This window comes from Arthrobacter parietis (assembly GCF_039530425.1).
GTDB lineage: Bacteria > Actinomycetota > Actinomycetes > Actinomycetales > Micrococcaceae > Arthrobacter_D > Arthrobacter_D parietis.
Genome location: NZ_BAAAON010000002.1, coordinates 715,068 through 727,556, shown reverse-complemented (window position 1 = coordinate 727,556; position 12,489 = coordinate 715,068). Strand labels below are relative to the sequence as shown.

The 12,489-nt window shown below is 64.8% G+C and carries 14 protein-coding genes; 10 read left to right on the top strand and 4 right to left on the bottom strand.

Annotated features, from left to right (window positions below):
- Positions 1-47: 47 nt before the first annotated feature.
- From ABFX19_RS11585 to ABFX19_RS11575, 3 genes are read left to right on the top strand one after another with little or no spacing between them, the layout of a single operon-like run.
- Entirely contained in the window at positions 48-725 is a 678-nt protein-coding gene (locus ABFX19_RS11585) for a DUF5998 family protein (RefSeq protein ID WP_277359511.1), read from the top strand.
- A gap of 8 nt (positions 726-733) precedes the next feature.
- The gene (locus tag ABFX19_RS11580) at positions 734-1,927 is read left to right on the top strand and encodes an alkaline phosphatase family protein (RefSeq protein ID WP_277359510.1); all 1,194 of its coding nucleotides are present in this window, start codon (positions 734-736) and stop codon (positions 1,925-1,927) included.
- 3 nt (positions 1,928-1,930) lie between these two features.
- Complete coding sequence (locus ABFX19_RS11575) at positions 1,931-2,662, top strand: thymidine kinase (protein ID WP_346028351.1); 732 nt, start codon at positions 1,931-1,933, stop codon at positions 2,660-2,662.
- 12 nt (positions 2,663-2,674) lie between these two features.
- On the opposite strand, the gene sepH is transcribed toward ABFX19_RS11575, so the two are convergent.
- On the bottom strand, positions 2,675-3,961 hold the full coding sequence (gene sepH, locus ABFX19_RS11570) for a septation protein SepH (RefSeq protein WP_346028350.1): 1,287 nt from the start codon (positions 3,959-3,961) through the stop codon (positions 2,675-2,677).
- 276 nt (positions 3,962-4,237) lie between these two features.
- Here sepH and ABFX19_RS11565 point away from each other — a divergent pair, with 276 nt between their 5' ends.
- The gene (locus ABFX19_RS11565; protein ID WP_056547253.1) at positions 4,238-4,537 is read left to right on the top strand and encodes a DUF4193 domain-containing protein; all 300 of its coding nucleotides are present in this window, start codon (positions 4,238-4,240) and stop codon (positions 4,535-4,537) included.
- A 43-nt stretch (positions 4,538-4,580) separates the two neighbouring features.
- On the opposite strand, the gene ABFX19_RS11560 is transcribed toward ABFX19_RS11565, so the two are convergent.
- Complete coding sequence (locus ABFX19_RS11560; RefSeq protein ID WP_056547256.1) at positions 4,581-5,051, bottom strand: DUF3093 domain-containing protein; 471 nt, start codon at positions 5,049-5,051, stop codon at positions 4,581-4,583.
- Positions 5,052-5,246: 195 nt separating this feature from the next.
- Between ABFX19_RS11560 and dut the strand changes: the two genes are divergently transcribed.
- The 4 genes from dut to ABFX19_RS11540 all read left to right on the top strand — a co-directional run bounded on the left by dut (position 5,247) and on the right by ABFX19_RS11540 (position 7,645).
- Positions 5,247-5,726, top strand: coding sequence for a dUTP diphosphatase (gene dut, locus ABFX19_RS11555; protein WP_056547259.1), 480 nt, complete (start codon positions 5,247-5,249; stop codon positions 5,724-5,726).
- A 56-nt stretch (positions 5,727-5,782) separates the two neighbouring features.
- Positions 5,783-6,565 (top strand): DUF3710 domain-containing protein, encoded by a 783-nt coding sequence (locus tag ABFX19_RS11550; RefSeq protein WP_346028349.1) that lies wholly within the window; start codon positions 5,783-5,785, stop codon positions 6,563-6,565.
- An 85-nt stretch (positions 6,566-6,650) separates the two neighbouring features.
- Positions 6,651-6,911: a hypothetical protein gene (locus ABFX19_RS11545; RefSeq protein WP_346028348.1), complete on the top strand. Its 261-nt coding sequence runs from the start codon at positions 6,651-6,653 to the stop codon at positions 6,909-6,911.
- Positions 6,908-7,645 carry a DUF3159 domain-containing protein gene (locus ABFX19_RS11540; RefSeq protein ID WP_404800757.1) on the top strand — a complete coding sequence of 246 codons (738 nt, stop codon included), beginning with the start codon at positions 6,908-6,910 and terminating at the stop codon, positions 7,643-7,645. The genes ABFX19_RS11545 and ABFX19_RS11540 overlap by 4 nt, the downstream gene beginning before the upstream one ends.
- A gap of 10 nt (positions 7,646-7,655) precedes the next feature.
- Here the strand turns inward: ABFX19_RS11540 and ABFX19_RS11535 are convergent, their stop codons facing one another.
- Both ABFX19_RS11535 and ABFX19_RS11530 read right to left on the bottom strand, forming a co-directional pair.
- The gene (locus ABFX19_RS11535; RefSeq protein ID WP_056547268.1) at positions 7,656-8,318 is read right to left on the bottom strand and encodes a potassium channel family protein; all 663 of its coding nucleotides are present in this window, start codon (positions 8,316-8,318) and stop codon (positions 7,656-7,658) included.
- Positions 8,315-8,989: a potassium channel family protein gene (locus tag ABFX19_RS11530; RefSeq protein WP_056547271.1), complete on the bottom strand. Its 675-nt coding sequence runs from the start codon at positions 8,987-8,989 to the stop codon at positions 8,315-8,317. The genes ABFX19_RS11535 and ABFX19_RS11530 overlap by 4 nt, the downstream gene beginning before the upstream one ends.
- 93 nt (positions 8,990-9,082) lie before the next feature.
- Here ABFX19_RS11530 and ABFX19_RS11525 point away from each other — a divergent pair, with 93 nt between their 5' ends.
- A complete protein-coding gene (locus ABFX19_RS11525) occupies positions 9,083-11,059 on the top strand; it encodes an APC family permease (RefSeq protein ID WP_346028347.1) in 1,977 nt (658 codons plus the stop codon).
- Positions 11,056-12,357: a class I SAM-dependent RNA methyltransferase gene (locus tag ABFX19_RS11520; RefSeq protein ID WP_346028346.1), complete on the top strand. Its 1,302-nt coding sequence runs from the start codon at positions 11,056-11,058 to the stop codon at positions 12,355-12,357. The genes ABFX19_RS11525 and ABFX19_RS11520 overlap by 4 nt, the downstream gene beginning before the upstream one ends.
- The last annotated feature ends 132 nt before the right edge of the window (positions 12,358-12,489 follow it).

Here is a 12,489-nt window from a genome sequence, read left to right as displayed (position 1 = left end):
TCCACACCGGTTAGGCGTGCGCCCTCGGCATAAGTCACACTGGAACCATGACTCCATCGCTGTCGGCGGAACGCCGCGACCTGGATGCCTCCCTCGAACGAGCGGGCTTCTACCCGCGGCTGGTGGCCGACGTCGTCCATGATGCCCTGGATGGCAGGGAACCCCTCTCGCACGTGGTTCATCTGGAGACCCATTTCGAGCGGACCGAAATTCGACGGCACATCACCGTCCTCGTTCTGACCGAGGACATGCTGGTGGTCACGCACGTGGATGACCAACAACTGGACGACACCGGAGAGCAAGTAACGGCGCAGGTGTCCACCGAGTCGGTTCCGGTCAGCCAGATCCGCTCGGTTGTGCTCAGCTACCAGTACGCGCAGCCGCAGAACTACAAACCGTCCGATCCCGTCCGTGAACTCACCCTCGGCATTGCCTGGTCCGGCGGTCAGCGGCTGGACATGGGACCGGCGAGCTGCGGCGATCCGCAGTGCGATGCCGATCACGGGTACACCGGCACCATCGCACAGGAAGACATCGTGCTTCGCGTCAGCGCGGAAGCTGACGGTCTGCAGGCTGTGCAGAACGCCAAGTCCTTCGCCCGTGCCCTGCGCACGGTGAGCACCGCCAATCCGGCCGTCTCCGGCGTCGTCGTGAACCAGCCGGGACCAAACCGGAGGCAGCCCGGGCTGGCCACCCGTTTCAGCCGAGCCCATCACGGGCGGTAGTCCTGCCCGTGCCAACCTCACCGCTCCACACGGAGCCTCTCCCAGCCGCGCCCGCCTACGGCCGCTCAACCATCGCCGAGGTCTTCACCAGTTCTGCGTCAGCTCTCGGACTCCCCGGATTTCCCAATGCACTGGACCTGCCGGCCGCGCCTCGGGTGTGTGTGGTGCTGGTGGACGGACTCGGCGCCGCGCTGCTGCGCAAACGCTCCGGCCATGCACCTTTCCTGCGGCAGTTCCTCGACTCGTCCCGCAAGCTGGGATCCGTCTTTCCGAGCACGACGGCGGCCGCGCTCGCCTCACTCGGCACCGGATTGGCGCCGGGACAACACGGGCTGGTGGGCTACGACGTCCTGGACCCTGCACAGGACAAGGTGGTGAACATGCTCGGCGGCTGGGATGCCATGGTGCAACCCGGACGATGGCAGCCCCACCCCACGGTGTTTGAGAGGGTCGCAGCCGAACTTCCAGTCACGAGCGTAGGGCTCGCGCGCTTCGACGGGTCGGGGCTGACCCGGGCAGCGCTGCGAGGCGGCAGGTACGTGGCAGGAGGTACCCCCGAGGCACGGGTGCAGGCGGTGTGCAAGGCGCTGGGTGCGAGCGATCAGGCGCTCGTCTACCTCTATCTGAATGAGCTCGACAAGACCGGGCACCGCTCAGGCTGTGCTTCTCCCGAGTGGGGGGACCGGCTTGAAGACCTGGACCGGACCATGCGATCCCTCGCCGCGAAGGTCCCGCCCCACACCCTGCTGCTGCTGACGGCGGATCACGGCATGGTGGATGTTGCGCCGGAGCAGCACGTCGACTTCTCGGCTGATGCCTCGCTGGTCGACGGCGTCGCGCATACCGGAGGAGAGCCGCGCATGGTTCACCTCTATACAGAGCCGGACCTGCCTGACGCCGGCATGCAGCGTCTAGTCGATTCCTGGCGGACGGCGCACAGTGCGCATGCGTGGATCCTCACCCGAAAGGAGGCGATCACCGCAGGACTGTTCGGGACAGTCTCGCCGGACGTCGAGCCTCGGATCGGGGATGTCCTGATCGCAGCGAGGGAACCGGTAGCGTTCTACGACACCCGCCGGGTCCCGGCGTCAGCACTCGAGATCGTTGGTCAGCACGGCTCCCTCACGCGTGCCGAGCGTGAAGTGCCGTTGCTCACCCTGGTGAAGCCGGGGCCCGGTCCGGTTCGAATGGTCGGACGCTAATCCATGGCCGAGCTCATTTTCTTCTCCGGGACCATGGATTGCGGCAAGTCCACTCTTGCCCTGCAGATGGATCACAACCACAGCGCCCGCGGACGCGCCGGGCTGCTCTTCAGCTCTCATGACCGTGCGGGGGAGTCTGTCATCTCGAGTCGGCTGGGACTCATGACCCAGGCAATTGAGGTCCGCTCTGACACCGATTTCTGGGAGGAGCTGGTCAGAAGCCGCACTCACGGAACCCGTGTCGACTACCTCATCTGCGATGAGGCGCAGTTCTACACGCCCGTGCAGATTGAGCAGCTTGCGCGCATCGTCGACGACATGGCCATAGACGTCTTCGCCTTTGGAATCACCTCCGACTTCCGCACGCAGCTGTTTCCGGGGTCGCGGCGGCTGATTGAACTGGCCGACAGGACGCAGGTCCTTCAGGTGGAGGCATTGTGCTGGTGCGGGCGCCGGGCCACGCACAACGCGCGCACGGTTGACGGCGTCATGGTCGTCGAGGGAGAACAGATGGTGGTCGGAGATGTTGAACCGTCCAGCACCGAAAGCGATCCCGGCCAGCCGCGGCTGACGGGCGGAGGGCTCGATGAACTCGATCTTCCGGCCGGTCCGGTGATCGGTTATGAGACGCTCTGCCGGAGGCACCATATGCGCAGAGTGACGGCGCATACTGCGCGCACCCACGCCGGCAGCGACGTGCCGCTGCCCTTCGATCCGGCTGCCGCAAGGCTCTGAGACCGGGGACTGTTAGTCGCCCTTGGTCCCGAACACGATCTCGTCCCAGCTGGGCACGCTGGAACGCCGGGGCTTCAGTTTCCGGTCAGCGTTCTGATCAGTTGCTTTGGCTGGAGCATCGTCCGGTTCCGATTCCGGAACTCGTTCCGGTGACCCTTCCGAGCGGCGGTCCGACCCCCTGCTCTCGGACCGCGGAACCGCAGCCTCGTCAGTGTCGCGGGCGAAGCGCTGCGGCCTCGCGATGACGCTTACTTCACGCGTGTCGGTGCTGACGCCTTCGAAAAGACGGGGAGTGCCGTCGTCGTACGTGTGGTCTTCGGAGTCTTTGCCTTCAAAAATGGAGGGAGCCAGGCTCAGCCCCGGGAAGGGAGTCGGATCAGCGCTGCCGGAATCGTCGGTGCCCTCTGCCTCGTCAGCTCCCTGGCGGGGGTGAGCGGCTGGAATGTGGCCCTTGGCGAGCATCAGGGCCAGCGCATCATCGCCGTCTTCATCCGCACCCAGCCGCTGCCCTCGGCGTGAGCGCAGTACCTCGAGCAGTTCGTCGGAATCGTCCTCTTCAGGGGAGTCAACGGCCGCATCCGTTTCAAAATCGAAGACCCTGTCCGCGACCGCACTCAGCTTCCGGGAGGGCAGCGGACCATCCAGCGGCTCAAGCTCGCTCAGGACCTGCGCCCAGCGGTTTGCGTTGAGGACCGCGCGCCGGGACGGGTTGAACGTCCACTGCGCCGGCGGCTCCTCACCGACGGAGGCGGCGGATCCTATGGGCAGCTCGAACCTGACCACGACCGCCCACAAACCATCCGGCTTTCGCCAGGCGTCCCATTGCGCTGTATCAGGGTCCACTCCGAAGGCGCGCAGCCGGAAGCGCACCATATCCTCAAGCTGGGCCGGGTTTTCGCCGAACGCGGAGCGGTATCCGTCATTGGACGGCAGCGGGGAGGCGACTTCCACGCGCTGCGCCAGGTGAGCCATGTAGTCGCGTTCGGCGCGGACCGGGCCTTCGTAGCGCAGCACGTGCTGCAGTTCGACGCCCGTCTCATCGACGATGTCCTGGGCGGTTGCGCCGCTGCGGATCCTCGCCTGAATATCTCGGGGCGCAAGGGAGGGGCGCTTGGCTGCACCGCCCGGCCGCTCGGTATCAGCGGACGGCTCCTGCCGTGCCGCCGGACGTGTGGATGGCCTCGAGCTCGCCATCCGCAACGCCTCGTTGACGGGCAGGCGGAACGAAGCCCCGCCCTCACCGCTCAGCAGCAGATGACCTCCGCCCTCATCCACGCCTACCAGCCGTAGCTCCTGCATGAAAAACCCTCCAGCCGACATACATTACTTTCAGTGAAACTCTGCCATTCAAAGGGGTTGGCTCCTACTCCATCCCTGGTGTGGCGCGGAACTTGTGCTCTGATTGGCTTTTGAGGGAGCGATCAGCAACAATCTCTGCGGTGCGGGCACAAAAGTGGCCCTCTCAGCGTTGTGACACGGACAGGATTCCTGCGCTTTACGGCACCGTTCCTGTAGCGCGGATTTGACCATGGCACCTATGACCACTTACATCCACCGGAGCGTGAACTACTAACTATGGCGACTGACTATGATGCGCCGCGGAAGACTGATGACGAAGTCAGCGAAGACTCGATTGAAGAGCTGAAGTCCCGCCGCACGGACAAGCAGTCCGCGGTTGTCGACGAGGATGAGACGGAGGCTGCGGAAGGCTTTGAGCTTCCCGGCGCCGACCTCTCCGGCGAAGAACTGCTTGTGCGCGTGCTCCCCGCCCAGGCCGACGAATTCACGTGTGCCTCGTGCTTCCTGGTGCGTCATCGCTCACAGATTGCGAAGGAAAAGGGCGGGTTGGCCTACTGCAAGGACTGTGAAGGCTGACTTCCGCTATCTTCCGGATGCGTTCGTGTCGCGTGCCGAAGCGTCACACTCCCTGCGCCGGGGCGGTCAGCGCGGCTTTGAGCTGCTCCGGCCGCCTCGTCGACGTCAACCAGTACGGCGTGGGATCCTCTGCGTCCTCGATCGTGATCCTGACGACGGGCGAGATCCACCCGCGAATGCAGAGGTAGGCCCTCCCATGCAGCTCGGTTCCGCGCTGCGCGGTGGCGTCGGCGCCTGTGAACGCCGTGACGTCGCCGAGGTACCGGCGCTCGATCTGTGCCTTGCCCACCTGGAGTTCCGCAGCGGTTACCCGAATTCGCGGTGTGGACAGCACCAGCAGGGTGGTCAATACGGCCGCAACAACGACGGCGGCAACAATCCCCGCCTCGATGCTGATCGGTATGAACGTGAACACCGAGGCGACGGCTGCGCCGGCCACCACCATCCAGATCCACGGTGCCGGCCACAACTTCTCTTCGTAAAGAACCGATTCACCGGCGGATCCTGTAGGCATGTCAGCTAGCTAAGCACCTTTCCGACCGCTTTTCATCCTGGCGCGAAGGCGCTGGCCCGCAGGTGGAAGCGCTAGAGTAAAAGGAGCAAAGGGCTCCGGCGCATTCCGCGCTTTCGGCGCATCGCGCCGGTGAGCAGCGCGTGCAGTGCCCGCCCCCAAAGAACCGTGCCATCAAAGAATCGTGCAGGAGAAGACATGCTTGATACCGCGGAAGCTCTATCCGTGCAGATCAAAATGCTCGACGACGGACTCGAGCCGCCTGCTTATGCACACGCCGGTGACGCCGGCGCCGACCTGTCCACGAGGATCGACTTTGAACTCCAGCCGGGCGAGCGCGCACTCATTCCTACCGGTGTCTGCATCGCACTGCCGATAGGGTACGCGGCGTTCGTCCACCCCCGGTCGGGGCTGGCTGCACGGCACGGAATCACTGTGGTCAACGCGCCCGGCACGGTAGACGCCGGTTATCGCGGAGAAATTGCCGTGACGCTGCTCAATACCGATGCGTCGACGCCGTTGACTTTCCGCCGGGGCGACCGCATCGCCCAACTGGTTATTCAGAAGGTGGAGCAGGCGACATTCGTAGCGGTGGAGAACCTTCCGGACTCAGCGCGCGGAGCCGGCGGTTTCGGATCCACGGGCGGATTCGCTCCGACCGCAGAAGCCTCACGCTGACGCAACCCGACCGGCAGCGACCAGCTGCCCATGACCATCGAAGGAGGAACCCGATCATGATCTTCGGGCGCCGCAAGAAAAGCCAGCATCAGAGCGAAGCAGCAGAGACAGCTCAAGACGACACGGCATCGATCTCGCCTGACGAAACCGCAGGGGACCGCGAAGAACGTGGTGCAGAGAATGCTCCAGCTCAGGCTGAGCCGACTCCCGGACGTGCTTCAACAGGCCCATTCGATGAGTCGGAGAAAGACACAGCGGCGGGGTACATCGACCTCGGCGCCCTCCGCATTGCCGCTGCCGAGAACCTTCAGCTCCGCCTCGAGGTTGAGGAACGGACCAAACGCGTGATCGCTGTGACGCTGGATATCAATGGCTCCAACCTGCAGCTCCAGGCCTTCGCCGCTCCACGGTCGGAGGGGCTCTGGGATGAAATCCGTGAGCAGATTGGTGCCTCGGTGGGCTCGCAGGGCGGAACCGTCTCGGAGCGGCAGGGCGAGTTCGGGACTGAACTGATTGCCAAGCTACCCGCGCAGACACCGGACGGCCGCGCCGGTTTCCGCGTTGCCAGATTTGTCGGCGTTGACGGTCCGAGGTGGTTCCTCCGGGGAGTGTTCGGCGGCCCCGCTGCCATGGATCCTGCCATCGCCGGGCCCATGGAGCAGCTCTTCCGCAACGTGGTTGTGGTTCGAGGAGACCATCCGCTGCCTCCGCGTGAACTCCTTCCGCTCAAGCTGCCGAAGGACGCCGGAGCCCCGAAGCAGCCTGAGCAGCCTGAGCAGCCAAAAGCGACACCGGATGACCCGCTTCGGCGGGGCCCCGAGATCACTCACATTGGCTGACCACGGTGCACCAGGGAACCCGGCAGCGGCACCGGCTCCATTACCGGCGCGCGGACGGTTCGCCGGCAGCGGCTTCGTCGAACGGGTGAGGATTCTGCCACGCAGCTCCGCGCCGCAGTTCGACGCCACGATTGCCCTGCACACCCAGCGGGCTGCCTCCCCGGCCGCGGAAGCCGCGCCCCCGGGAACCCGCGTCCGGCTTGTCTGGATCGGTCAGCGCCGCATCCCGGGGATCGACCCCGGAGTCGATCTGGCTTTCGAGGGCATGGTCAGCCTCATCGACGGCATTCCCACCATCCACAACCCGCGGTACGAGATTGTCTGCCGTCCTGAGGAGTCACTGTGAACCAGCCCGCTGAGGACCGCACCGGCGGCGACGCCTCGGATAATCCCGGGGAACCGGTTCCAGACTTGAGCATGAGTGCGCTTGCCGGCCAGTATGCGGCAAAGGCCGGGGTTCGTCAGGACGAAAGCGGGCGAATTGACGTCCTCCAGTCGATCGGGGGTATGCGTGGTCTGGCCGAGAGCATCCTTCCGGGTCTTCTGTTCACGGTGGTTTTCACCATCCTGCGGGACCTGCAGATCTCGCTCATCGTTGCCCTTGCCGTCTCGGCCGTCTTCACGATCACTCGATTGCTGACCAAGACACCGCTCACCCAGGCTCTGTCCGGGCTGATTGGTGTGGGAATCTGCGCGTTCGTCGCCAACCGGACCGGCAACGCGGAAGACTTTTTCCTTCCGGGTTTTTTCACCAATGCCGCGTATATCGTGGGCATGGTCGTTTCCATTGCGGTCAAGTGGCCGCTGGCCGGGCTGCTCTTCGGCTTCATCCGGGGAGAGGGAACCGAGTGGCGCAGGAACGCGTCGAGGATCCGGGCCTACTCGCTGGCCACCTGGCTGATCGTTGCCGTGCTCGCGCTGAGGCTCATCGTGCAGGTGCCGCTGTATCTGGCAGACAACATCGCGGCGCTCGGCACCGCCCGGGTTGCGATGGGAGTTCCGCTCTATGCGCTCGGGCTCTGGTTCGCCTGGCTCGTCTCCCGGCCGGCGCTTGTGAAGAAGGAGCATCCCCCGGCCTGACACAGGCTTGTCAGGAAGCGGGCCGTAGAGCTGCTCTCAGGGCGTCTTCCGCGGCAATTGCAGCGACGAAGAACAGTTCATCGCCGGCTTCGACAACATCATCGGGGCTGGGCGTGATGGGGGCATCGTCACGGAGGATCGCCACGGCCGTGCAGTCGGCCGGCAGTTCAATCGATCCGAGAGTCCGTCCCACGAGCGGGGAATCCTGCGGAACAGTGAACTCCACAATCGCTGAGACACCGGTCTGTAGCGTCAGCAGTCGCACCAGGTCGCCGATCTCCACCGCTTCCTCCACGAGCGCGGTCATCAGTCGCGGAGTGTTCACCGCTACATCCACGCCCCAGGAGTCGTCGAACATCCAGTCGTTCTTCGGGTTGTTGACCCGGCCCACTGTGCGCCCTACCCCGAACTCGCTCTTCGCGAGGAGGGAAACCACCAGATTCACCTTGTCATCACCGGTAGCCGAGACAACGACGTCGGCCTCGTCCAGCCGGGCGTCCTTCAGGGTGGTGAGTTCACAGGCATCGCCGATCAGCCAGCGCGCGCCCTTCAACCCGCTTCGGCCGACCACCTCCGGCTTCTCGTCAATCAGCAGGATGTCGTGGTTATTGGAGAGAAGTTCGCGCGCGATGGATGACCCGACACTCCCGGCCCCGGCGATGACAACCTTCATTCCTGCTCCTCCCGAGGCGGCTTCGACAGTACCCGAGCCACTTCGTCTGTTGCGACAGTTTCCATCATGGCGTGGACTACATCGCCTTCCTGGTAGCTGGTCCCGGAGACCGGCAGCATTCCCTCACCGAATCGGGTGAGGTAAGCAACGCGGACCCCTGCCGCTGATTCGATTTCCTTCACAGACCTGCCGAGCCAACCGTCATGGAGTGCGAGTTCACCGAGGATGAGCCTGCCCGAGGATTCACGGAAGTCACCGTTGATGCTCTGTTCAGGCAGAATCCGGCGCAGAACCTGGTCGGCGCTCCACCGGACCGCCGCCACCGTGGGTATTCCCAGCCGCTGGTAGATTTCGGCCCGTCCGGGATCGTAGATCCTGGCGACGACGTGCGGCACGTGAAAGATCTCCCGGGCAACCCGGGTTGCAAGGATATTCGAATTGTCTCCGCTGGAGACAGCCGCAAAGGCATAGGCGTTTTCAATGTCGGCGTTTTTCAGGGTGTCGCGGTCAAACCCCACACCCGTAACCTTGCGGCCGCCGAATGAGCCCCTCAGCCGGCGGAACGCGCGGTCGTCCTGATCGATGATCGCAACGCTGTGCCCGGACTCGTCGAGCGTATGCGCAAGGCTGACTCCCACCCGGCCGCAACCCATGATTACGAAATGCGCCACTGACCACCCCTGGTTGTCTGCTTCCCGATTGTCAGACCTAAGCGTAGTGGTCCGGTAGAGGCGACGCCGCTCAAACGCGCTAGTCTGTGGGCTGTGCTGACATTCTTCGAGGCCGTCAAGCGGGTGCTGGTGGGCAAACCGTTCCGCAATGACCGGCTCCGGCATGAGACCCTGCCCAAGAAGATCGCCATGCCGCTGTTCTCCACCAGCGCGCTGTCCTCGGCAGCGTACTCGCCGGACGAGATTCTCCTCACCCTCGCGCTGGCGGGCGTTACAGCTGTTGCTGTGTCGCCCTGGGTGGGTCTCGCCGTCATCGTGGTGCTGCTGGTGGTCATAGCGTCCTACCGTCAATCAGTGCACGCCTATCCTTCAGGCGGTGGCGATTATGAGATCGCCCGGCGCAATCTGGGCAACGGGGCCGGCGTGACCGTCGCCGCGGCCCTCATGGTGGATTACGTCCTCACCGTGGCGGTGTCGGTCTCCGCCGCCGCGCACTATCTAATCTCGCTGGCGCCGGCCCTGGCGGGCACGCAGAGCGCGCTGGCGGCGGGCGCCGTCGTCGTTCTGGTGCTTGTGAACCTGCGGGGATTCACACGGGACGCACGGGTCCTGGCCGTCCCGTCCTATATCTTCATGGCGGCGATCCTCGCTCTCTGCATGGCCGGGATCGTGCAGCGGCTCTCCGGGACGCTGGGGGAGGCGCCGAGTGCCCGCTTCGAGATCATTCCGGATCCGGCGTTCGAGAGCGGTCTGGTAGGACTGGCCGGAGCGCTGCTCATCCTGCGGGCGTTCTCCTCGGGCGCGGCTGCGCTGACCGGCGTGGAGGCACCGAGCGCAAACGTGCCGAGTTTCGAACCGCCGCGCGGCCGCAATGCAGCGAGCACGCTGCTCATACTGGGCGTGGTCGCGTCGGCGATGACGGCGGGGGTTATCTACCTGGCGAACGCGACCCGCGTGCATGTGGTGCAGAATCCGTCGGAGCAGCTGCTGCTTGGTGGTGAACCCGTGGGAGGCTCCTACGTCCAGAATCCGGTGATCAGCCAACTTGCCAGAACCATCTTCGACGGCGGAAGCCTGCCGTTCATCGTGGTTGTGTCAGCGACTGCGCTCATCCTCCTGCTGGCCGCGCACGGAGCGTTCAACGGCTTCCCGGTGCTGGCATCGATCCTCGCCAAGGATGGATACCTTCCACGTCAGCTGCGTACCCGCGGCGACCGGCTCACCTTCAGCAACGGCATCATGGCGCTCGGTCTCGGGGCCATTGCGCTGATCGTTGTCTTCCGGGCGGACGTCACCCAGCTGGTGCAGCTGTACATCGTCGGCGTCTTCGTCTCCTTCACCGCCACCCAGCTCGCGCTGATCAAGCACTGGACCCGGGAACTGCGCAGCACCGTCGACAAGAAGCACCGCCGGCAGATGAACAAGTCCCGCGCCATCAACTCGATCGGATTTGTACTCACCGCCGCAGTGCTCGTGGTGGTCCTGGTGACCAAATTCGAGTTCGGAGCCTGGATCGCAGTCCTTGCGATGGTGGTGCTCTTCGCGGTCATGCTCAGCATCAAAAAGCACTATGACCAGGTGGCGCGTGAACTTGCGATCGACGACGCCGCCTCCGCCCGCGCCCTGCCCTCACGGGTCCACGCCGTCATTCTCGTGTCGCATGTGCGCAAGCCGGTCCTGCGCGCGCTGGCCTTCGCCCGTGCGTCCCGCCCCTCAAAACTTGATGCGATCGTGGTTGATGTCGACGCCGAAGAGACCCGCCGCACGCTCGAGGACTGGGACCGGCTCGAGCTCCCGGTGCCGATCACCGTCCTCGCCTCGCCCTACCGGGACACCATCCAGCCGATCATGGACTACATCAAGTCCATGCGGCGGAATTCGCCGCGGGACCTCATTGTGGTCTATATCCCGGAATACGTCGTCGGTAAATGGTGGGAGCAGCTGGTCCACAACCAGACCGCGCTGCGCATCAAGACCCGGCTGCACTTCGAGCCGGGGGTTATGGTGGCAAGCGTGCCATGGCAGTTGGCATCCTCCGACGCCGCCCGCGAATCCCAGGACCTCAGGTGACCCAGAACCCAGAACTCGAACTAACCATCGGTCCGCCCGCCCACGGCGGGCACTGCGTTGCCCGGCACGAGGGCAGGGTGATCTTCGTGCGCCACGCGCTGCCCGGAGAGGTGGTGAAGGCACGCCTGACCGAGCACGACGACGACGCCCGCTTCTGGCGCGCGGACGCCACGGAGGTGGTCCAGTCCTCTTCCGACCGCGTGAACCACCCATGGCCGTTGGCTGACGCCGGCCTCGCCGGACTGCGCGGCACCCGTCCGGTGGGAGGCGCGGAATTCGGTCACATCGACCTGTCCGCGCAGCGCCGTCTGAAGAGTGAAATCTTCTCGGAGCAGCTTGCGCGCCTTGGAAAGATCGAGCGCGACATCACCGTCGAACCGGTTCCCGATGAAGCGCCGGACGGGCTGGGATGGCGCACCCGGGTGGGTTTCGCCGTCGATCCAGACGGGCATCTTGCCATGCATGAGCACCGCTCGAACGTGCTGATTCCGGTGGCCGATATGCCGCTGGCCGTTCCTGCGATCAATGGCCTGGCGCTCTGGAACCTGGACTTCAGCGGCCTGGATGGAGTGGAAGTCGCCGCGGGGTCCGGGGATGATGAGCCGCTGGTGCTGCTCAACACCCGACAGGATCGGCCTAACCGCAGGATCCGGGCGGTAGCTGAGGAAATCCAGGGCGCGTCGGTGGCGGCGTGGAACCCTGAAACGGGCTCGCTGACGCAGCTCCGCGGTAAGACCTGGGTGCGTGAAACCGTTGGAAACCATAGCTTCCGGGTCACCGGAGAGGGCTTCTGGCAGATCCACCGTAGTGCCCCGGCGGTCCTGACAGCGGCGGTGCTCGAGGGCCTCGATGCAGCGCCCGGCCTGCGGTTGGCGGATTTGTATGCCGGAGCGGGATTGTTCACCGCAGCGCTCGCGGAACGCGTCGGTGAGGCGGGTTCCGTCCTCTCCGTCGAGGGATCATCGGCAGCGAGCCGTGACGCGCGGAGGAATCTCCACGGGCGTGCCCACGTGGATATCGTGCAGGGCAAGGTGGAGAAGGTGCTGCGTGAGCGCCGGCCGCATCTGGACGCCGTCGTGCTGGATCCGCCGCGGGCCGGTGCAGGCAGGGAGGTCGTTCGGGCCATGACCGGAACCGGCGCAAAGTCGGTGGTGTACGTATCCTGCGATCCGGCTTCCTTCGCCCGCGATGCCGCCTACTTCACGGCGGCGGGATGGAGCCTTGAATCCCTGCGCGTGCTTGACCTGTATCCGCACACGCACCACATGGAGTCGGTGGCAGTCTTCCGCGGAGAGTGAGCGCTCGATCGCTGCATACCGATAGGATGAAAATGTTGTTCCGCGTGGACTTCGCGGCCTTATGATCGACGCGAAAACCCGACACCTGCTCCTGCTGGAGTCTTAGGTACTCCTAACTAGCAGCTCGCGCCC